Annotated in this window: 19 protein-coding genes, 2 tRNA genes and 1 other RNA gene; 7 read left to right on the forward strand and 15 right to left on the reverse strand. The window is 26.4% G+C overall.

Translation table 11 applies throughout. From position 1 onward, the window contains the following. The 8 genes from BHAMNSH16_RS03580 to BHAMNSH16_RS03615 all read right to left on the reverse strand — a co-directional run bounded on the left by BHAMNSH16_RS03580 (position 1) and on the right by BHAMNSH16_RS03615 (position 5,212). Positions 1–858 (reverse strand): hypothetical protein, encoded by an 858-nt coding sequence (locus BHAMNSH16_RS03580; RefSeq protein ID WP_008727245.1) that lies wholly within the window; start codon positions 856–858, stop codon positions 1–3. Positions 859–1,011: 153 nt separating this feature from the next. After that, positions 1,012–2,292 (reverse strand): recombinase RecA, encoded by a 1,281-nt coding sequence (gene recA / locus BHAMNSH16_RS03585; protein WP_069732237.1) that lies wholly within the window; start codon positions 2,290–2,292, stop codon positions 1,012–1,014. 115 nt (positions 2,293–2,407) lie between these two features. Further along, an RNA gene (ffs, locus tag BHAMNSH16_RS03590) (signal recognition particle sRNA small type) lies at positions 2,408–2,502 on the reverse strand. 32 nt (positions 2,503–2,534) lie between these two features. Next, positions 2,535–2,620, reverse strand: a tRNA-Ser gene (locus tag BHAMNSH16_RS03595). Between the two features lie 11 nt (positions 2,621–2,631). Next, a tRNA-Arg gene (locus BHAMNSH16_RS03600) sits at positions 2,632–2,705 on the reverse strand. A gap of 73 nt (positions 2,706–2,778) precedes the next feature. Then, positions 2,779–3,516: a hypothetical protein gene (locus BHAMNSH16_RS03605; RefSeq protein WP_008727246.1), complete on the reverse strand. Its 738-nt coding sequence runs from the start codon at positions 3,514–3,516 to the stop codon at positions 2,779–2,781. 30 nt (positions 3,517–3,546) lie between these two features. Beyond that, a complete protein-coding gene (gene rsfS / locus BHAMNSH16_RS03610) occupies positions 3,547–4,005 on the reverse strand; it encodes a ribosome silencing factor (RefSeq protein WP_069732238.1) in 459 nt (152 codons plus the stop codon). Next, complete coding sequence (locus tag BHAMNSH16_RS03615) at positions 3,989–5,212, reverse strand: LCP family protein (RefSeq protein ID WP_069732239.1); 1,224 nt, start codon at positions 5,210–5,212, stop codon at positions 3,989–3,991. Before BHAMNSH16_RS03615 ends, rsfS begins: the two co-directional genes overlap by 17 nt. 266 nt (positions 5,213–5,478) lie before the next feature. Here BHAMNSH16_RS03615 and BHAMNSH16_RS03620 point away from each other — a divergent pair, with 266 nt between their 5' ends. From BHAMNSH16_RS03620 to msrA, 4 genes are read left to right on the forward strand one after another with little or no spacing between them, the layout of a single operon-like run. Then, positions 5,479–6,456, forward strand: a complete 978-nt coding sequence (locus BHAMNSH16_RS03620) for a hypothetical protein (RefSeq protein WP_069732240.1) — start codon at positions 5,479–5,481, stop codon at positions 6,454–6,456. Positions 6,457–6,467: 11 nt separating this feature from the next. Continuing rightward, the gene (locus tag BHAMNSH16_RS03625) at positions 6,468–7,451 is read left to right on the forward strand and encodes a hypothetical protein (RefSeq protein WP_069732241.1); all 984 of its coding nucleotides are present in this window, start codon (positions 6,468–6,470) and stop codon (positions 7,449–7,451) included. A gap of 44 nt (positions 7,452–7,495) precedes the next feature. After that, entirely contained in the window at positions 7,496–7,969 is a 474-nt protein-coding gene (msrB, locus tag BHAMNSH16_RS03630) for a peptide-methionine (R)-S-oxide reductase MsrB (protein WP_039953871.1), read from the forward strand. A 54-nt stretch (positions 7,970–8,023) separates the two neighbouring features. Further along, a complete protein-coding gene (msrA, locus tag BHAMNSH16_RS03635; RefSeq protein ID WP_008727166.1) occupies positions 8,024–8,632 on the forward strand; it encodes a peptide-methionine (S)-S-oxide reductase MsrA in 609 nt (202 codons plus the stop codon). Positions 8,633–8,696: 64 nt separating this feature from the next. On the opposite strand, the gene BHAMNSH16_RS03640 is transcribed toward msrA, so the two are convergent. From BHAMNSH16_RS03640 to lysS, 3 genes are all read right to left on the reverse strand, one after another. Beyond that, positions 8,697–9,590, reverse strand: a complete 894-nt coding sequence (locus BHAMNSH16_RS03640) for a metallophosphoesterase (protein ID WP_008727164.1) — start codon at positions 9,588–9,590, stop codon at positions 8,697–8,699. Between the two features lie 16 nt (positions 9,591–9,606). Then, positions 9,607–11,676, reverse strand: a complete 2,070-nt coding sequence (locus tag BHAMNSH16_RS03645) for an ABC transporter permease family protein (RefSeq protein ID WP_069732242.1) — start codon at positions 11,674–11,676, stop codon at positions 9,607–9,609. A 208-nt stretch (positions 11,677–11,884) separates the two neighbouring features. Next, positions 11,885–13,405 carry a lysine--tRNA ligase gene (gene lysS / locus BHAMNSH16_RS03650; RefSeq protein ID WP_008730654.1) on the reverse strand — a complete coding sequence of 507 codons (1,521 nt, stop codon included), beginning with the start codon at positions 13,403–13,405 and terminating at the stop codon, positions 11,885–11,887. A gap of 268 nt (positions 13,406–13,673) precedes the next feature. Between lysS and BHAMNSH16_RS03655 the strand changes: the two genes are divergently transcribed. Continuing rightward, positions 13,674–14,120 (forward strand): hypothetical protein, encoded by a 447-nt coding sequence (locus tag BHAMNSH16_RS03655; protein ID WP_069732243.1) that lies wholly within the window; start codon positions 13,674–13,676, stop codon positions 14,118–14,120. 484 nt (positions 14,121–14,604) lie between these two features. On the opposite strand, the gene BHAMNSH16_RS03660 is transcribed toward BHAMNSH16_RS03655, so the two are convergent. The 4 genes from BHAMNSH16_RS03660 to BHAMNSH16_RS03675 form a co-directional block, all read right to left on the reverse strand. Beyond that, entirely contained in the window at positions 14,605–15,690 is a 1,086-nt protein-coding gene (locus BHAMNSH16_RS03660; protein ID WP_069732244.1) for an ankyrin repeat domain-containing protein, read from the reverse strand. 227 nt (positions 15,691–15,917) lie between these two features. After that, entirely contained in the window at positions 15,918–16,982 is a 1,065-nt protein-coding gene (locus tag BHAMNSH16_RS03665; protein WP_069732245.1) for an ankyrin repeat domain-containing protein, read from the reverse strand. A 279-nt stretch (positions 16,983–17,261) separates the two neighbouring features. Then, positions 17,262–18,422 (reverse strand): ankyrin repeat domain-containing protein, encoded by a 1,161-nt coding sequence (locus BHAMNSH16_RS03670; RefSeq protein WP_069732246.1) that lies wholly within the window; start codon positions 18,420–18,422, stop codon positions 17,262–17,264. 218 nt (positions 18,423–18,640) lie between these two features. After that, positions 18,641–19,519: an Rpn family recombination-promoting nuclease/putative transposase gene (locus BHAMNSH16_RS03675; protein WP_088859732.1), complete on the reverse strand. Its 879-nt coding sequence runs from the start codon at positions 19,517–19,519 to the stop codon at positions 18,641–18,643. Between the two features lie 101 nt (positions 19,520–19,620). On the opposite strand from BHAMNSH16_RS03675, the gene BHAMNSH16_RS03680 reads away from it, so the two are divergent. Both BHAMNSH16_RS03680 and BHAMNSH16_RS03685 read left to right on the forward strand, forming a co-directional pair. Continuing rightward, positions 19,621–20,508, forward strand: coding sequence for an ankyrin repeat domain-containing protein (locus BHAMNSH16_RS03680; protein WP_069731816.1), 888 nt, complete (start codon positions 19,621–19,623; stop codon positions 20,506–20,508). A 69-nt stretch (positions 20,509–20,577) separates the two neighbouring features. Continuing rightward, a complete protein-coding gene (locus tag BHAMNSH16_RS03685) occupies positions 20,578–21,381 on the forward strand; it encodes a hypothetical protein (RefSeq protein ID WP_069731805.1) in 804 nt (267 codons plus the stop codon). Positions 21,382–21,456 lie beyond the last annotated feature (75 nt).

Below are 21,456 nucleotides of genomic sequence, written 5' to 3' on the forward strand. Positions count from 1 at the left end.
TCATATTATTCTATATGTAATCATGGCATTCATATCAAAATATAGAGTTGCCGGAAATTCCGGATGTCCTAAATACTGTCCTATTCTTAAATTTACTTCTGTATATATTCTATTTATGAATTCATACTGAAAATGGGCATAAGCACCTATTGAATGCCATAATTGCTTGGTATTATTCATATAAGCAAGCATATAATTAATTCCGACAGTAAGCGGCATCAAATCAAAAAGAAGCATAGAATCAAGTTTATATGATATATCATTTTGATCTCTAATTAATAATAAATCATAGTCTAAATAATATTTTCCATACTTATTATAAGCATATTTAAAAGTAACTCCTGCCTGAAGAGTTAATCCTCTACCTTCAAATAATGATTTAAAAAAACTTACTCTAAATGTAGGTGTAGCTTCAGCCTCAAATGATAAATTAGAAGTTTTAGGAGCATTTACTATTGCATTAGTTCCAAAATCATCTTTTGGACTATTAAAATTTACAAAACCTCTTTTGGCATAAGAAAGATAATAGTTGAGCATAGATACTTTCACATCTATATTAAAATATTCAGATATGGAGCTATTAACATATAATGTAAGTCTGTTCATTTCAGCACTAATATGATCACTAATACCGACATCAGTTTTTATTCCTTCCCAAATATATCCCGGAAAAACATCAGAAATGAATCTGTAAAACAGCATAATTTTTCCGCCGCCGTCTAAATACGGACTAAATCTTCCATTTAAATCAGCACCTATATAAAGCCCATCCTGAAGATTAGTTTGAGCATTTAAGGGCTTAATTGTTATTAATGTATATATAATTGTAAAAATAAATAAAAATTTTATTAGCTTCATTTAAAAACATTCAATATTATAATTATAGTTTTAATATTATAACATTTTATAAAAATATGTATATACTATATAATATTAATAAGTAAGAAAAATAAAAAAGGAGCTAATTTTGTAAAAAGCCCCTTTATAGAAATATATAATGAAAATAATAAATCAATTTTTTACAGGCGTTACAATAGTATCCTCAAAATCATTATCGCTGTAAGTTTCATCATCAGAATAAGCCTCTTCAGCACTCATCAAAAGATTAGAATCATCCTCATCTTGTTTTTTGGATTTCTTTTTTGAAGAAGAACTTTCAGAACTTTCCTCATCATCACTATTTTCTTTTAATGCCTCTTTGCTTCCGCCGTTTTTCTGCTCTTCTAAATACTCAGCAAGTTTCTCTCTTACTTTATCAGCTCCTCCCATATTCAATGTTTCTCTGATTTGTATCTCAAGCTCCATACGCATTTTAGGGTCTGATGCTAAAAGTTCTCTTACCTTCTCTTTACCCTGAGCAATCTGCTCTCCATTATAATAGAACCAAGCACCGCTTCTAGTGATGATTTTTGCCTCCATAGCTAAATCTATTAAAAGCCCTTCAGATGATATACCTTTACCGAATATTATCTCTAAATTAACCACTTTAAATGGAGATGATAATTTGTTTTTTACAACTTTTATTTTTACTTTATGACCTATAGTTTCATCGCCTTTTTTAATCCATTCAGTTCTTCTAATATCAAGCCTTACAGATGAATAGAATTTCAAAGCCTTACCGCCTGTAGTAGTTTCAGTAGGTCCTGCTCCATAGCCTGTAGTTGCAATATTTTGTCTTAATTGGTTAATAAATATTACTGCAGTATTTGTATTGCTTATTATAGCTGTTAATTTTCTTAAAGCATGGCTCATAAGTCTAGCCTGTAAAGCAATATGAGCATCCCCTATATCCCCAGCAAGCTCTGCCTTAGAAACAAGTGCTGCCACAGAGTCAACAACTACTATATCAAAAGCAGTAGAAGAAACAACCTTTTCTAATATCTCAAGTGCTTCTTCTCCGCTGTTTGGCTGAGAAATATATAAATTATCAATATCTACTCCTAAAGCACTAGCATATACAGGGTCAAGAGCATGTTCAGCATCTATAAAAGCTGCATATCCCCCAGCTTTTTGGGCTTCGGCTATGATATGTAAAGTGAGTGTAGTTTTACCTGATGCCTCATGTCCGTAAATCTCTATAATTCTTCCGCGAGGAACTCCCCCCACTCCCAAAGCATGATCAAGAGTTAATGCCCCAGTAGATATAACATCAACATTAACAGTTTTATTGCTTCCAAGCCTCATAAAAGAACCCGGACCATATTTTTTATTTATCTGATCGGTAATGGCTTCTATAGCCTCGCTTTTACCGTCTTTTTTTACTTCAGCATTTTCTTTCTTTTTAGTAGCCATATTAAAAAATTCTCCTAAAAAACAATATAATAATACATTGTATAAAAATACATTGTTTTTGTCAAGTTATTTGCAGATAAAAAATGAAAAAATTTAGATATATAAAAAAAGCCCCTTATAACAGGAGAACTAGCACCCAGTTGGGTTGACTTACCGTTGCTTCCTTCCGAACCTGGCGGATTCATCATCAACTGCCGTAGAGTCCCGTTATAAGAGATGTATAAAAAATTAAAACATATATACGGAAAGAGTGGGATTCGAACCCACGGTGCTGTTAAGCACACACGACTTCCAATCGTGCTCCTTCGACCAACTCGGACATCTTTCCTAGTACAGCAACGTGCCTGAGAAGATTTGAACTTCCAACCTTCAGAACCGCAATCTGATGCTCTATCCAATTGAGCTACAGGCACATAAGTTTTTAGTCTGAAAATTATAACATAGTTAATATTTTTTTGCAAATATAAAATATAGCTAAAATATTATTTAATTAAATAGATTCTCTCCAAATTTTAACCCCAATTGAATGCCTAAATCAAAAGAAGACAAATTCCTGCTGTCAACCATAACTAATTCTGCCCCCCGCAAATCTATACCAAAATCTGTTCCAACATAAGCACCAAGTAAAAAAGCAACATTGTCATGTACATATATAGAATAATCAAATGTAAGTTTAACATAAGTAATAACTGAATTTTTCATTACATTTTTTATATTATTCATATCATAATTACCTTCTGTTTTTGTTGTAGTATTTCCTGAAGTAAGCTCCATTGAATGTGTCAAATATAGAGGTAATTTCACTCCTATTCCCAATCCAAAAGCAAAATTTTGATAATGAAATTTAGGAAGTATTCCTATAGATAAATTCTCAAAAGTATAATATTCTTTTTTCTTATAATCTATGCCGCCCTCTTTATATGAACCAGACAATCCGAAAGAATCATGTGCATATCCCAAATCTAATAACAAACTGATTCCTATATCTCCGTCTGATACTGCATATCCTCCGTAAATGTTTACTCCCGCATCAAAACCAACTGTACCGCTGTCTTTTTTATAATTATTTTTATATTCTTCAGTAGCAATATTGGCAAAACTAACATTATAAAAACCCAAACTCATTCCTATAGGAACCATAACTCCAAATTGCCATCCGCTTGCTGCAAATGACATCTTAGCAAATATAAAAATAATTGATAAAATAATAGTTATTCTCTTCATAAAAATACTCCAAAATAATAAAAATATAAATTATACTTCAGGCATATCTATTTTTTTAGCTTCATGCCATAATTTATCCAGATTATAATATTCTCTTCCTTCCTCAGTAAATATATGAATAACTAAAAAACCATAATCGCTTAAATACCAAACGCCTTCCGGATCATTATCATTTTCAGCATAAGGAAGAACACCATCTTCTTTTAAATCCTTATAAACAGCATCGGAACCTGCTTTCATCTGCGGCGAAGAAGAAGCCGTAGCTAATATAAAAAAGTCTGAAAGAGTTGTTAAATCTTCTAAATCTAATATAACAATATCCTCAAGTTTCTTATCATATAAAGCCTTAGCTGCTTTTAATGTTAATTCTTTAGCCCTATCTTTATCTATAAACTTTTTCTTTCTTTTTTTTAGCTTTGTTTCTAAAAGTTCATTTGCATTATCATTTAATTCTTTATTATCATTATTTTTATCATTGTGTAATTTCATAGTAATCATTCCCCAAAATTAATACTGCATTATTTAAAACTCTTCTATCTGTTTTAGCATATACTCTTGTTACCCTGCCTTCATTAGCAACCATAAATGCTTTCTCAATTTGACCGTCTCTTATGAGAACAACACTTTCATTGAGATTAGTACCAAAATTACCGTATTCTCCGGCAGAAAAACCTCTGTAACGCATTCTAATATTTATTCTGTCAGCAAGTCCTACAACCGTTGTAGCATTTAAAACCGTTAAACTTACATCCTCATTATTCAATTCGCTTTTCTGCGTCTTAAGCTCAACATATAATGTTAAATCATCCATCTGCTTAATAAAAGCACTTCCATCAAATATAGGAGTTAAAATACCATTATCATCAACTCTTGCATCAATATTTTCTATAACCAATGTTCTTTCATTACTGTTTGCAAGTATATTCATAATAGCCTTCATATCAGGAGGTCTTAAATTACTTTTCATACTGCCAAATATAGCTTTCCTCATATCTTTAGAATGAATAATATTTCTAAGCTGAGGACTTTGTATCAATGATATCATAGAATTAACTATAACATCTTCCAATCTGTATAAAGTTTCTATATCCTCATATCCTTTCATATTCAAGTAATGCAGATATGATATTATTTTTTTTCCTGTAAAAAGCCATTCGCCTATATCAAATGATAGTTCGTATCCTTTCTCCTCATCTTTATAATTAATAGGCTCTTCAACATACATTTTTACTCCGCCCATTAAATCTATAATATCAGATATTTGATTATTATCAATAGCTATTCTATAAGTTATTTTCTTATCTACTGAATTTTCTATTGCTCTGAAAACAGCATTTTCTCCGCCGTTTTTATATAACTGTTCAATAACTTCAGGAGAAGAATTATTATTCTCCCATAATGCTATATTTTTAGGCAATCCTATCAAACCTATTCTATTATTCAAGCTGGATATTATGCCTACATAAGCACCATAAATATCATTATTATCATCTATAAATAAAACGGAAAAGTATAAAGGAGAATCATTCTTTTTAGCTATATCCAACTTGCTTATAAAAAAATAATAAAATACCCCAGCAATAAATAATAATGAAAATATAATAGAAAAGATAATAAGCATAATAGATTTTTGATTAGCCTGACTAATCGTTTTTAAAGCTCTATTAGTTATATTTTTTTCATTTTTATTATTCATTTATATATAATATATTATGTTAATTAAGTTGTCAAATATATTTTCTTGAAATAAGCTATATAAAAATGTTTATGTTAACTATTGAAATTGTTAAAGTTTTGATATAATATATATACTATATATGAAAATAATGGATTTTATAATGAATTTTTTTAGAAAAATTATTTTTATTTTTGGATTATTACTGTCATTAATATCTATAAATGCATTAATGGCATGCAGACATTCAAAAAAAGAAGAAGAGATAAACAAAGATTACTAATTATATGCTTTTTTTTAAAAATAAACTCATACTATTAATGATAATACTATTCTTTAGTGTTAATGCATACTCTATAACTATAACAATACTGCCATTTGAAAGTGCTGATGAAACTTGGATAGAAGAGTATAAAGTAGATGACGGTATTCCAAGAGTATTAGAAGATTCTCTTATAAACAAAAAAATGCTCAATGTTACAGATTATGATTTATTAATATCATATTTCAGTTCTTATGATATTGTAGCATCATATAAAAGTATGCAGACTAATTTGCAGCTGGCATCTGATTTTATAAAAGAAACATTTAATTCTGATTATATTATTACAGGTGAAATATTAAATTTTAACTTAAAAAAGGGCGGTAAAGATACTGCCAATGTCGAGTTTAAAGTTAATCTCATAGATATAAAATCATTAAAAATAGTAAAAACATTTAAAGATAAAGGAACTTATACATTACCTAATAGCAGCCCTGTATATTCTGCAGAAGATGCACTTTTTACAGAAACAGCATTGGGAGCAGCATCGGCAGCAGCATTAAGTAAAATAGCTGATAGTATAACAGAATATTTAGGAAATCCTCCTTTATCAGGTATAGTAACTAGAATAGAAGATAATAAATTATATATAAATCTTGGTAAGAATAATAATATTAAAATTGGAGACGAATTTAATATATATAAAAGAGATAAAGTTCTGCAGCTGCCAAGTTATCAAAACAATTCTGCAACTAATATCAGCAATATACCGAAAATAGCATCTGCAAACGATACTGAAAAAGGATATATATCTGTAAGAAGTAATGAAAAAGGAGATGTTTGGTATACAAGCGAGATGCTTTATAAATACAGATTCTACAAAAATGAAGAGACTTTTATAACATCAGCTAAAGTTGTAGAAATCTATGATTATTATGCAATATTAGAAAATAAATCAGATAAAGAAATAGAACCCATGATGATAGTAAAAATAAAAGACTAGGAGCTCAATTGATGATATCGAAACAAAATGTTTTATATAATGAAATTGAAAAAGATGATTACTACATATATATAAATCAAAAAACTAATAAAGGCATATTTACCCCATATTATAAAGGAAGCGGTAATAGTTTTTTATATGATTTCAAATTAGATATATGCAGAACATTTCATAAAAATGCAAGATCCTACTCTATAATAGATATGTCATTAGATGGAACTAAAATTATGACTATTTCTGTTACCGGCAATGATTCGCAAAATAATGTATTTAAAATAATAGAAATAGGAACAAACAAAGTATTGCTAGAAATAAATAATCTATATGTATACGAGGCTTTTTTTACAGGAAATCCTAGATATATATTTCTTAGAGCAAGAGAAGTAAATATAATGAAAGTATTTGTATATGATGTGCAGACAAAAAAAACTATGTATACATTAAAAGAAAATATATTTATTAGAAGCGGATGCTTTAATGAACAAAGACTTATATTTACATATCCTTCTATAACAGAAAATAGAATTATAAACTATTTGAATTTTAATACTTTAACTCAAACTAAAGAATTAATAGGATATTCTGAAATAAAAGTATCTAAAATTTTTGATGCCGCTAATAAAGATTTACTTTTATTAGATAATGACCAATCGATTTCTTTATACAGTAATAAAAAAATAATTTGGAAAATTCAATTTCTTTCATTTATCAATCATTATATAGGCGGATTCTTCTATCTAAAAGAAGATAATAAAGTATATTTAGATACTCCTGCTATAATACAGGAAAAAATGTCTAATAATCAAATTGATACTATGATTTTATATAGAATAGATGCATATTCTGGTAATATAGAAAGTGTACAATTACCGGCTAAAATAAAATATAAGAAATTTACACATATGTTTGATTATAAATTAATAGATACAACCGGAAATATATTTGATTTAAGAGATAGAACCGCATATTCTTTTCCTATCAATATACATAGATAATAAAAGCTATTGATTTTTTGAAAAAAAATTATATAATAATAATTATGTTAAGATATATATTAATACTAATTTCAATATTGATAATCTCTGTTTCATGCGATGAAACAGCAGATAGTAAAGAAGCATATAGTGTCTGTAATGAAACCAAAGCTCTTTCAGCTAAAGAATATCATGTATTAATAAATAAAGGTACTGAAATGCCTTTTACCGGCGAGCTTTTAAATGTGAAAGAAGACGGAATATATACATGTAAAATCTGTAATACACCATTATTTCATTCGGAAGCGAAATTTAATTCAGGAACAGGCTGGCCTAGTTTTGATGATGCCATATCAGAAAATATAAAATTAATACCTGATGGGGACAGAATGGAGGTTGTATGTGCTAAATGCGGAGGACATATGGGGCATGTATTTTATGGGGAAGGTTTTACAGAAAAAGAAACTAGATACTGTATTAATTCTGTTTCTTTAAATTTCGTAAATAAATTTACAAATGAGAATTCTGAAAATAAATAGTGTTTTGAATTGAGATAATAAAGAATAAAATAAAAATCGCGGAGTTAAATACTTATGATAAAAAAAACAATAATAACAATCTTATCTTTATTATCAATTATTTCATGCTCTGAAAAACTTAACAGTCAAAATATCAATGATAAAGGTAAAAATATGAACAATAATACAGCTATGCCTGAAAATGTAAAATATGCATATTTTTCTTCAGGATGTTTCTGGGGAACAGAATATTGGTTTGAAAAATCAAAAGGTGTTCTTTCTGTTGTAAGCGGATATGCTGGAGGTCATAAAGTAAATCCAACTTATCAGGAAGTATGTACAGGTCTTACAGGTCATTTAGAAACAGTCAGAGTAGCTTATGATCCTGAAAAAACTACTTATGAAGAATTAGTAAAACTTTTCTTTGAAACTCATGATTTTACTCAAAAGAATGGACAAGGACCTGATATAGGATCTCAGTATTTATCGGCAATCTTCTATCAAAATGATGAAGAAAAAGAAATTGCAGAAAAATATGTTGCTATGTTAAGAGAAAAAAAATATGATGTTGCTACGACTATAAGACCATTTAAAAACTTTTATGAGGCAGAAGATTATCATCAGGACTACTATGCTAAAAAAGGATCCATGCCTTATTGTCATTTCTACACAAAAATATTTTAATGAAATTTGATTATTAAAAATAACATAGACTTTAAATTCTTATTTAAAGTCTATTTTTTATTTATCACTTACTTTTTAAAGTTATTATAACTACTTCAGGATATGCAAATAACCTAAACGGCATAAGCACAGCACCTATTCCTGAAGTAACATAAACTTTCATATTACCATAATTCATAAGTCCGTAAACAGCTGGAAAAATAGGATATTCTCTATTTTTATTTAATCCTTCCCATACCCACATAGGAAGAAAACTTATCTGAAGTCCATGAGTATGTCCTGAGAAAAAGAAATCTATAAACTCACTATATCCTCCGTCTTTTGCTCTTTTCAAAGGTATATTAGGTTCATGCGATAAAAGTATATGAAAATCCTCCGCTTTGACATTACTAACTGCAATATCAAATCTAACATCATCTGTTAAGAAATCACCTACTCCGCCTATAGATATATATTCTCCCATTTCATTTGTTATAAATAAAATATTATTATCCATTACTTTAAATCCATTAGAATATAAAGCATTAGAAACATCTTCTGTACTTTCCCAATTATCATGATTGCCTAAAACAGCATATTTTCCATATTTAGCTTCTAAACCTTTTATGCCGTTATAAAATTTCTCTGTATTTTTTTTGTCATAATGGCTAAACTTATGAGGAGCACTGTAAATATAATCTCCTCCAAATAATATCATATCCGGTTTTTCATTCATTATTAAATCAGTCATTTTTCTTACATGACTTTCCGGTATATAAAGACCAGCATGCATATCTGAAGCCAAAGCCAATTTTATATTATCAAAACTTTTAGGCAAATCCTCAAATTCCAAAGCAATATATCTAACCCTCATAGAATGTGCTGTTTTGTACATATATAAATGCAATATAAAAATAAATAATATAACTATTAAAAATATTATTTTATTCCTTTTAGATATTTTCTTTAAAAAATTCATTTACAATCCTTAACCTCTATATATAATTATAATTAGATATTAAAAGAGATAGTACAAATGACAATAATACTATACATAAACTAAATAATACAAATTTAATACTAAATATCATAAAAATAAATATTATTACAATAGATAATATTACAGAAATAATAAAAGATAAAGCATAAAAACCATTTAACAATAAACTTTTATTAAACTTTGATAATCTCATATAAAAAATAGATAAAATAGATGAAGATAATAAAGCAAGTGAAAAAGCTAATACTATTATAAGCAAAATAGCAGCATTTCTAATTGAATTAGAATTTTCCATATAATATGCTTTATCAGATGAAACGACTTTAAAATCATTTTTATTTATAGTATCACTAGCATTTAAAAGAGAATATATATCATCATTTTTAGAAAAAACAATTATGCTTTCATTATATGGAGATTTATCACCTTCTTTAAGATATATAAAACTATTCATAGCAGTCATATCGCCTATAATATCATAATTTTTATCTTTCAAATCATATATACCGCTTACATAAAAATATCCTGTTTCAAGCCATCCCCTTGATGCCTTTGCTATCAATGATAAAGCATCGCCTATTTTTAAATTCAAGTAATTAGCTAAATCCTTACCTATTATAACTTCTCTTTTAGGACTTTCAAACATCTCGCCTTCTATGATAACATTTGATACATTCATTCCATTTTCTAATATATTTTTATCATAAGCATAAACCCTTGAATATATGCTTCCTGTTCTTATAACAACTCCTACAGGAAAAGTTAATACCGTTTCTATATCAGAATACTCATCATAAGAACTAATTTCTTTAAATAATAAATTAGTTATACTATTATTAACATTATTAGAAAAAAAATCTATTGAACCATTAAATAAAAATGTATTTTCTGAAGTGTTATTCTTTACTATTCTGACAATTCTTTCAGATGATTCTTTATTTGTATTTTGATTATTCTGATTTGCAAATACAAAAAATGATGAATACAATATTAAAAATACTATAGAATAAGTACATACCAAGCCGAATATAATTAATATATTTTTGTTTTTATTATACTCTTCACCTTGTAAAAATACTTTCTCCCAAACCTGATATTTTACATTAGATAAAACAACTGATAATATATTTATAATAAGCATTAAAGGATATATATAATCAAATATAAATTCACCTTTATAAAATAATATTACAATATATATTATAAAAGATATTACAAATCCTAAAGCACTAAATAATAATTTTGATTTAAGCAATTCTCTATAGCTGTAAATAGTATATGAATTAATAAATATAAATACTGAAAGCAAAACAAATAAATATACTAATATTATATATAATTTATAATAATTTTCATTAGATTTATAATAATCTCCTAAAATATCTTTTTTAGTATAGGCTTTGAAATCATTACCGTAAATTTGCATTATATCATTATCATAATCAATCAATTTATCATCACTTATATTTTGCTTAACATACATTTCAGTAGCAGCATTCTCCAACCCCACAAACTTATTTAAATTATTAATATCTATTAAAGCATAATTATAATTTAGACTATCTGACACCTCTATTATAGTATATTCTTCAGCATTATAATGTCCTGTTTTTGTAATAAGTTTTAATATTACAGTATCATTGGTATTAACATCTAATACAGAAGATATTGACTTACTTATAATGATTGAGTTATCAGCATTAAAATTTTCTAATGTATGATTATTCAAAATACCAAAAACCTCATTATCATTTTTTATATCAATGCCATTTATAACAATTTCTTCTTCTCCCAAATGAGATATTAAACTAGCTCTGTATTTCAGCCTTGATGCTATAGGACTTGATTTAAATATTTCTCTTAATTTCTGCTCTTTTTGAGAATAATCAAATATATAATAATCATCTAATATATAATCTCTTGATTCTTTATAAATACTATTCATTATATTAATATTACTTAAAGAAGTTTCAGAATCATTTTTGCTTAAATAATTCACAGAAAATAATGCAGTAAATGTTATTACTATAGATATTAAACAAGTAAGTATATTAATTTTTTTCATAAATATCCCAAATAAAAATAATAATATTAAAGAAGATTATATCTTAATAGACATTTTTGTAAATAGTAAATATTATTTTTTGATAAGTAATTATATATTTAGAAGCAAACCTATATATTAAAAAAATGCTGACATATAAACAATTATACATCAGCATTATAATCAAAATTACAATTCTATTAATAAAAGAATAATATAAAATAAACAATTAATCTGATTTTCTCATTTGAGGGAAAAGAATTGTATCTCTAATACTAGCAGCATTCAAGAATAATATAGCCATTCTGTCAATACCTATTCCAAGTCCGCCTGTAGGAGGAAGTCCGTATTCCAAAGCATTAATATAATCCAAATCCATATCCATAGTTTCGTCTTCGCCGCGTGCTTTTGCTTTTAACTGTTCTTCAAATCTTTCTTTTTGGTCTATTGGATCATTAAGTTCGCTGAAACCATTAGACAGCTCCATTCCTCCTATAAATAGTTCATATCTTTCTGTAATATCAGGATTATCAGGATATGATTTTGAAAGAGGAGAAACTGCTTTAGGATAATTAATAACGAATGTAGGCTGTATTAATTTTTCTTCAACTTTTTCTTCAAACACTGCAACCATTACTTCCCATTTAGTAGGCTTAGTTTTTGAAGTGTCTATTTCTACTCCAACTGATTTAGCTTTTTCTAATGCCTCATCATCTGACTGTATAGCATTAAAATCAAGCCCGGAATGTTCTTTAACCAAATCTACCATAGGTATTCTTGCAAATGGAGGCTTAAAATTAATCTCATAATCTTTATACTCTGAAGTGTATTTTCCGTTTAATTTATAGCATACTTTAGAAAAAACATCCTCTACTAATTCCATAACCTTATAGAAGTTAGCATAAGCCATGTACGCTTCCATCATAGTAAACTCAGGATTATGCCTTGTAGATATGCCCTCATTGCGGAAATTTCTATTAAGTTCAAATACTCTGTCAAAACCTCCTACAACCAATCTTTTCAAATAAAGTTCAGGTGCTATTCTAAGATAAAGAGTCATATCCAAAGTATTATGATGCGTAACAAAAGGTTTGGCCTTAGCTCCTCCAATTAAAGGATGCATCATAGGAGTTTCTACTTCTAAAAAACCATTTTCCAACATTACTTCTCTTACAGCTGAAATCATTTTAGATCTTTTAATAAATGCTTCTTTAACATTATCATTCATTATCAAATCAACATATCTTTGTCTGTAGCGAAGTTCTGTATCTGTAAGTCCATGGAATTTTTCAGGCAAAGGATTTAAAGATTTTGTTAATAATTTTAATTCATTTGCATATATTGTAATTTCTCCTGTTTTTGTTCTAAATACTGTTCCTTTTACACCTACAATATCACCTATATCTATTAATTTTTTAAATACTGTATTATAAAATTCATCTCCTACCTTATCTCTTTGTATATAAGCCTGAATACTGCCTTCAGAATCTTTTATAGTTAAAAATGAAGATTTGCCCATAACTCTGTATAGCATAATTCTGCCTGCTATAGCAACTTCTGTCTGATTCTTTTCTAATTCATCAAATTTTTCTGCTATTTCCTTTGATTTGTAAGTTACATCATAGCTGTTTGGAAATGGGTTGATTCCCATATTTCTTAAAGTGTTTAATTTCTCTTTTCTGTTTTCTTTTTCTACACTAGTACTTTTTTCATTTTGTGTATTTTCAGAATTATTTTGATTTTCTGACATTAAATTATCCCTCTTAAATTATTTGTTATTTATAATGAAATAACATGAAAAATATTGCTATAAATATATATTAAAAACAAAAAAAATTCTATAAAAAATTAACATTATTGAATATACTATTATTAAAAAAATGATAATAGCTGAATATGTATTCTGATAAAATTTAATTTAGATTGTATAACTTAGATGCAATATAAAATATATTAAATAAAGTTAATGAATGCTAGTAATTACTTTACAATATTAGAAAATATATTATCATTAATATATGAATAATAAATTAAAAATTATAAAATATAAAGCTATACTATTTTTCATAGGACTGATATTTTTATTTGCATCATTTATTATAATATATATTAATTTTAGATTTAATGATGACAATATAATTAAAGTAAATGCCAATGTAGAGAGTATTGAGCATTATGAATACGGCATTATAAAAAAACAAAAATTTGCAAATGTGATTTATAGTTTTATTTATGAAGGAAAAGAAGTAATTCTTACAAATTCATATTTGGAAAATTCAGACAATGATATTGCTGTAAATTCAAAAACTGAAATACTTTATGATAGAATAAGCAGCACTATAGTAACTAAGCCTAGTATATATACATTAATTATAGCATTTATATTTATAATATTGGCTATAGTAGTAATTGTATTTGCTTTTAAATTGAAGCAAAATAATATATATGTATCGCCGAAACTATAGAAATAAATTTTATTAAAAATAGCTGATAATTAATTTAGTAAATCATCAGCTATTTATTTTTTATTTATTGTTGTTATTCTCGAAAAAGCCTATAAGACCCTTGATAATGACTTATCTAGGCGGCTTTTTCTTATTTATATATTAAAAAATCTCGCTTATAAAGAGCTAATAACTTCCTTCGTCAGTTATCAGCTGCTCTATTTTTTATTTATTGTTGCTATGCTCGAAAAAGCCTATAAGCCCATCGATAATGACTTATCTAGGTGGCTTTTTCTTATTTATATATTAAAAAATCTCGCTTATAAAGAGCTAATAACTTCCTTCGTCAGTTATCAGCTGCTCGATTTTTTAATTTTTATTATTTTTCTAAAGCCTTTTATTGTTGCTATGCTCGAAAAAGCCTATGAGACCCTCGATAATGACTTATCGAGGCGGCTTTTTCTCACTTTATTATTTATTTTATGTAATTCGGTCGGCTCGCTTTTTATTTATTTTCTAACTCTAATATATCATCATAGCCTTTTTCTCTAGCTATATCGAATACAGTCTTTTTCTCTTTGTTTACAACTGTAGTGTCTGCTCCATTCTCTATTAAAAGTTTAACAAGCTCTGTTTTTCCATTGTCAATAGCCTGAAGCAGTAAAGGATAACCATCTTCTGAAGGTATAGGAGTATTTACATCGGCACCTTGCTCTATTAAATACTTTGCCATTTCTGTATCACTATTATAAAGAGTTCCAGCCAATAATGAAATATTTACATTTGGATAGTATTCTTTAAGTTCATATTTCATAGCAGGGTCAATGCCTTTTGAAACTAAATATTTTACTATATCCAAACAGCCTGACTGAACAGCATAATTAATTAAAGGATATCCATAATTATCAACATAATTTATATCAGCTCCATATTCAGCAAGCATTTTAAATTTATCTAAATCACATCTTGATTCTCCAACATATCCAATTGCTTCAAATAATATAGGAGTAATTTCTTCATAGCCATACCCAACATCTACTTCAGCACCTGCTTCTAATAATTCTTTCATTATTTTTAAACTATTTTCATTTGTAGACATTACTGCTGAAAATAAAGCATCAAACTTTCCTTCTCCTCTAAAATTAACATTTGCCCCTCTTTTTATAAACTCTTTTACAAGTTCTAAATCTCCCTTTGCAGAAGCTATTTTTAATGGACTATCATTATCAACATAAGTCTGATCAACATTAGCACCGTAAGAAAGTAATTCTGTAACCATTTTTTTATCACCGTATTGTAATGCCATTATTAAACTTCTTTCTTCATGTTTCTCTTCCCAGCTTTTTAAAGATTGTGCATCTTTTACATTTTTAAGCTCATTAAAAGCCTCCAAATCCCATTCTGGCACTTCAGTATCAGTATTAATTTCTCCAGTATTATTATATTCAACATATTCATCATTATTAGATATTTCTGTATTATTGGTATTAACGGCATTAGTATCTGTAGTTACTTCTGTATTATCAGTTTTTTTAGAATTACAGCTTATTATACTGATTAATATTAAAGCCATTATAATTATTTTTTTCATAAAACACTCCTTAATCATTATTTTTTATTATAATATCACAACTAAATATAAAAGTAAATAAAATACTAATTTCAATATAGCTGACAACTAAAGTTATCAGCTGCTCGATTTTTTATTTATTGCTGCTATGCTCGAAAAAGCCTATGAGACCCTCGATAATGACTTATCGAGTCGGCTTTTTCTCACTTTATTATTTATTGCTATATAATTCAGTAGGCTCGCTTATATTATTTTTCTAAAGCTGCAATCTCATCATAGCCTTGTTCTTTAGCTAAATCAAAAATTGTTTTTCCGTCTTTATCAACAACAGAAGTATCTGCACCTTTCTCTATCAAAAGTTTAAGAAGTTCAATATTTTCAGCTCTAAGAGCAATAAATATTAAAGGTAAACCAGAAACACTATCAGTTTGAGTATTAATATCAGCACCTTGTTCTATTAAATATTCTGCTATTTCTGTAGTTTTATTTCCTACTGCAGCATTAAGTAATGAATAACTTTTACCTGAATATGAATAACCATTGGTATATCTCATAGCAGGGTCAGCACCTTGAGAAACTAAATATTTTACTATATCAATACATTCTTGAGAAATAGCATAAGCAATTACAGGACCGTACTCAAAATTTGAATAATTTATATCTGCTCCATGTTCAGTAAGAAGTTTAACCTTTTCTAAATCGCATCTTTTTATAGCAGGATATAATATATTATCTTCATTTTCTTCTTTAGTACCATAAATAATATCAGTGTCTGCTCCTGCATTTAATAATTCCTTTACTACTTCCAAATGATAATTTTTTTCAGACTCTACAGCAGAATATAAAGCGTCTATATTTGCTTGATATTCTTCTCTAAAATTAACATCAGCACCTTGTTTGATAAGTTCTTTTACAAGTTTCAAATATCCTTTTTCTGAAGCTAATTTTAAAGGAGTCCTATTATCATCTTTCATATTTACATCAGCACCATAAGATATTAATTCAATAGCCTTTTCTTCTGTAGGAAATTTATCAATAGCAAATACTAAAGAAGATTTACTCGGATTTTTTGACTGCCATTCATCGAAAGATTTTTTATCTTTTATAGAATCAATTTCATTAAATAATTTTTCTTCATCTTCTAACATTGTAGTTTTATATATATCCCACATATCATTAGAAGCATATCCCTGATAGATTTTTTCATTATTACTTACTTCTGAATTATTTGTTTTTTCGCTTTTACCAGATCCGCAGCTTATTATATTTATTATGCTGATTAATATAAAAGCCATTATAATTATTTTTTTCATAAAATACTCCATAAATGATTATTATTTACTATAATATCATAAGTAAATATAAAAGTAAAGAAAACATTAATTACCACTATATCGTATATAACAAATCAATTAAAAATGTGTTGTTAATAAAAAACAGCTGACAATTGCTCAATTTTTTATTTATATTATTTCTCTAAAGCTAATATATCATCATAGCCTTTTTTCTTATTTACATATTAAAAAATCTCGCTTATAAAGAGCTGATAACTTCCTTCGTCAGTTATCAGCTGCTATATTTTTTTATTTTTACTATTTTTCTAAAGCTAATATATCATCATAACCTTTTTCTCTAGCTATATCAAAGACTGTTTTACCTTCTTCATTAACTGCATAAGTATCAGCCCCGTTTTCTATAAGGAGTTTTACTAATTCTATATTTTCTACTGATATATCATTATCTATAGCTTCAATCATTAAACTTCTTTCTTTAGAATATGCTGGTACATTAGCATCTGCTCCTTGTTCTATCAAATATTTAGCTATTTCTGTATTTTTATCATAAACGGTATCAGATAATAAAGAATATGAAATGCCATTCTCAGTATATTTCATTTTAGGATCAATACCATTTGAAACTAAATATTTTACAATATCAATACGGTACGTTTTTCTAATAACATTTGCAATTACTGGTGTTCCGTTTTTATTGACTCTTTTTATATCAGCTCCATTTTCTGTAAGCAATTTAAATATCTCAAAATTAAGTTTACTGTCCATAATATTATTTGAATTCATCAAAATATCTAATATAGAAAAGTCTTCTCCTTCATCTCCTATATAAATATTATTAACTTTAGCACCAGCATTAATTAATTCTTTAAATATTAAAATACTAACTTCATTATCATCAGTAGCACAGTCAACAGCATGTAATAAAGCATCAAGTCCGTCATAATCTTTAGCATTAACATCAGCATTGTTTTTTATAAGCTCTTTTAAAAGTTTTAAATATCCCCTCCTAGATGCAGACATTAAAGGAGTCATTTTTACAAAATCTGCTGTTCTTTCATTAACATCAGCACCATAATTAATAATTTCAATAGCTTTTTCTTCTGTAGGATAATAATTAATAGCGAACATTATAGGTGTTTCATCTGTATATTTAGACTGCCATTCATCTAAAGAGGCTTTATCTTTTATAAGATTAAAATCTGCAATAGCTTGTGCATATTTTTCAGATGATGAAGCACTATAATAAATATTAGTGGCATATCCTTCATACTCTTTTGTATTGGTTTCTAGTGTATTGGTATCAATTACAGAAGTTAATTTAGTATTGGTTTCTGCATTATTGGTATTAACTGCATTGGTATTTGTGGTTACTTCTGTATTATCAGTTTTTTTAGAATTACAGCTTATTATATTTATTATACTAATTAATATTAAAGCTGTTATAATTATTTTTTTCATCAGATTACTCCTTAATAGCTATTTTTGACATATAGTATCATAACTAAATACAAAAGTAAAGGAAATACTAATTTATACTAAAGTAGTATTATATTATTAAAATCAATTAAAGATATATTAAGATAATATGCAGATATAAAATATAATCAAAAAACTAATATAGAATTTTAAAAAGTTTTATTATAAAAAATAATATTAGGTTATATTAATTTTTTGTATCATAATTTTTCTATTTTTTCTATACTAAGCCCTGTTAATTCGCTTATAAGATTTAAATCCATATTTTTATTTTTCATATTTCTAGCTAGAGAATATTTTTCTTGTTCTATACCCTGTTCTATACCCTTTTTCATTCCTTCCTCTATACCCTTTATACGCTCTTCATTAAGCATTAGAACATTAAAATAATCTCTTTCATAATTACTGTAGCCATTATATAAATCATTGCTATTAACAAATTTATTATATTCATCATATACTTCTTTCATTATAGGATTTTTCTTTACTAATATTTCCATAGTATCCTCCAATTTATCCTTAGAATTTAAAAACTCAAACCAATCTGATAAGCCTTCATATAAATTACTATTATTAATGAACTTTTTCAATTCAAGAAAATGAATTTCCAAATGATTAGTTAATATATGATTGGTTTCTAACTCTTTAATAAAATAACAGCTATGAGGTTTATCTATATCTTTTATCAAATTAAAATCTAAAATATTAATACTTATTACAGGTGTTAAATCAGAATATATATCCTTAGATTTTAAATTTGTAAAATAATTTTTAGCCCAATAGTATAAACTTCTGTATATAAATGAATGGTTGCCTATTCTTTGTATTTCTATAATTATAGTTTCGCCTGATTTAGTTTTAGCTTTAACATCTGCTATTGATTCTTTATCAAAAACATTTTCTTTTAAGTTAAAAGTATTCAAGACTTCTATATATTCAAAAGGCTCTTGATTAGAGTCTATTCTCACAGAATTAATAAGATTTTTTAATATATGCTCATGTCCTTCCTTGGCAAACATATAACGCATAAAATAATCATTAAGCACATTAAAATTTTTATTATTTGGTCTCAATTCCATAAAGTTATTATAATGAAATATTTATACTTTGTCAAACAATATTGACAAAATATACTAATATACTGTATAATCAAAAAACTAATATTAAAAAGAGGTTTATGGTGAAAGTATTAGGCATTATAATATTTATTATTAGTTCGTACATTTCTTATGCTCAAGTAAGTGATGATTTTAAGAAATTAGCGGCAACAAATAAAGAATCAGCATTAGCACAATCAGTATATTCTGAAAATATTGATGAGTTTAAATATGTAATTGAAAATATGGAAAACAATAAAGAATATATAACCTACTCCATAACGAATAGTAGCTATGAGTGGTATGACTATATACCTAATTTAAGTACTAATAATTTCTCTAATTTTGTAAAAGTTTTATTAGATAATGGAATGGATATTAACGAGAAAAATAATGCTGGAAAAAGCCTTATACTTGATGTAAGTAAGTCCTACGATTCACATCGTAAACCTAAATTCGGCACAAGTGAAATTATAGGAGTTCCAGATAGTAAATATAAAATTGAAACACTGATAAATCTTGGAGCAAATATTAATATACAAGATAATGATGGAAATGGTATACTTCACTATATACTTTCTAGGGATAATATAGGAATAGAAGAATATGATATTATTGAAATGCTTATAAAAAACGCAGTAAATATTAATTTACAAAATAATGACGGAGATACTGCACTTCATAAGATTTCATATAAAAAAAATAATGGGCATAGAGATATTGATATGGAAAAAAAAGTTATATCTCTTTTGATAGAAAATAATGCAGATAAAAATATAAAAAATAATAATGGAAAAAAAGCGTATCCCGGAGCATTTATATATAATATAAAATTAATTTTTAGTAAAATATTTAATGATATATTATACCCTATTTTTATGCTTCTACTTATCATTATAGTTGCTATACCATCTTTTATATTCTATGCAATATCAGGATTTATTGAAAATTTATCTGGATTTTTCAGATAATTGATTTTTATGCAGCTTAAAATTATATATGCTGAAAATTTTTAATTTTAAAAAGTATATAATAATACTATGAACAAATATGCATCTCCGATATATAAATACGAAGGAAGAGTTAATTTAATAATCTCTTTAATATCAGCTTTAATAAATTTAACAGCATTACTAAATATAAATCATTTTAATTTAATAACATTTAATGCAGTATATTTATTGAGCTTCTTTTCAGTATTTATGTTTATCAATTCCCGTACAGTTAATGCTAATATTTTCAAAAATTACAAGAAAGAAATAAAAAATAAAACACTATTTTCTTTTATTGGTTTTGCTGCTTCATTAATTTTATATATTTTAATTACAAAAAATGTTTTTAATAAAGCAGTAGTATTTAATTATAAATATACTATTCTTCCTATTATGAATGTTATTTCTATAATGCTAGCTAATATAGTATATTTTATATTAGAAAAACTTTTTGTAAATGAATATAAACATTTCTTTAACATGAAATGCATTTCAAATATATTATTAATATCATTTGTGTATGCATCAGTTTTTATAGCATTATATTTATTTTATGGATCTAAATACATTGTTATTTTATTAAGTATATCAAACTCTTTATTGTCATCTACAATACTATCAATTTTCAATATAATGTCATCAAAGTTTATGAATCCTTGGAGCAGATTTGTATTTGTAAATGCTAGCTATATAATATCTTTTATTTTATCTTTAATAATATCTTCTATTGTAATAGCCATTTTCTTTACATTTAAAATACAAATGTTTATTATAATTTCTATAATAATATTACTCTCATTTATAATTTCTCTTTTATTAGCACATTATATAAAAGCATATTCATATTTATAAATAGATGCTTTAAAACATTATTAGAGTGAGAGTACCTACAAATAGAAAAATTATGGTTTTTATACATAACTCAAA

The organism is Brachyspira hampsonii, assembly GCF_002214805.1.
Classification (GTDB): Bacteria; Spirochaetota; Brachyspiria; order Brachyspirales; family Brachyspiraceae; genus Brachyspira; species Brachyspira hampsonii.

Coding starts and splice junctions, on each gene's coding strand:
- BHAMNSH16_RS03580 (WP_008727245.1), bottom strand. CDS start 858: ATGAAGCTAATAAAATTTTTATTTATTTTTACAATTATATATACATTA.
- BHAMNSH16_RS03620 (WP_069732240.1), top strand. CDS start 5,479: ATGCTTTTTTTTAAAAATAAACTCATACTATTAATGATAATACTATTC.
- BHAMNSH16_RS03605 (WP_008727246.1), bottom strand. CDS start 3,516: ATGAAGAGAATAACTATTATTTTATCAATTATTTTTATATTTGCTAAG.
- BHAMNSH16_RS03685 (WP_069731805.1), top strand. CDS start 20,578: ATGAACAAATATGCATCTCCGATATATAAATACGAAGGAAGAGTTAAT.
- lysS (WP_008730654.1), bottom strand. CDS start 13,405: ATGTCAGAAAATCAAAATAATTCTGAAAATACACAAAATGAAAAAAGT.
- BHAMNSH16_RS03625 (WP_069732241.1), top strand. CDS start 6,468: ATGATATCGAAACAAAATGTTTTATATAATGAAATTGAAAAAGATGAT.
- rsfS (WP_069732238.1), bottom strand. CDS start 4,005: ATGAAATTACACAATGATAAAAATAATGATAATAAAGAATTAAATGAT.
- recA (WP_069732237.1), bottom strand. CDS start 2,292: ATGGCTACTAAAAAGAAAGAAAATGCTGAAGTAAAAAAAGACGGTAAA.
- msrB (WP_039953871.1), top strand. CDS start 7,496: ATGTTAAGATATATATTAATACTAATTTCAATATTGATAATCTCTGTT.
- BHAMNSH16_RS03660 (WP_069732244.1), bottom strand. CDS start 15,690: ATGAAAAAAATAATTATAATGGCTTTAATATTAATCAGTATAATAAGC.
- BHAMNSH16_RS03675 (WP_088859732.1), bottom strand. CDS start 19,519: ATGGAATTGAGACCAAATAATAAAAATTTTAATGTGCTTAATGATTAT.
- msrA (WP_008727166.1), top strand. CDS start 8,024: ATGATAAAAAAAACAATAATAACAATCTTATCTTTATTATCAATTATT.
- BHAMNSH16_RS03670 (WP_069732246.1), bottom strand. CDS start 18,422: ATGAAAAAAATAATTATAACAGCTTTAATATTAATTAGTATAATAAAT.
- BHAMNSH16_RS03665 (WP_069732245.1), bottom strand. CDS start 16,982: ATGAAAAAAATAATTATAATGGCTTTTATATTAATCAGCATAATAAAT.
- BHAMNSH16_RS03615 (WP_069732239.1), bottom strand. CDS start 5,212: ATGAATAATAAAAATGAAAAAAATATAACTAATAGAGCTTTAAAAACG.
- BHAMNSH16_RS03640 (WP_008727164.1), bottom strand. CDS start 9,590: ATGAATTTTTTAAAGAAAATATCTAAAAGGAATAAAATAATATTTTTA.
- BHAMNSH16_RS03655 (WP_069732243.1), top strand. CDS start 13,674: ATGAATAATAAATTAAAAATTATAAAATATAAAGCTATACTATTTTTC.
- BHAMNSH16_RS03645 (WP_069732242.1), bottom strand. CDS start 11,676: ATGAAAAAAATTAATATACTTACTTGTTTAATATCTATAGTAATAACA.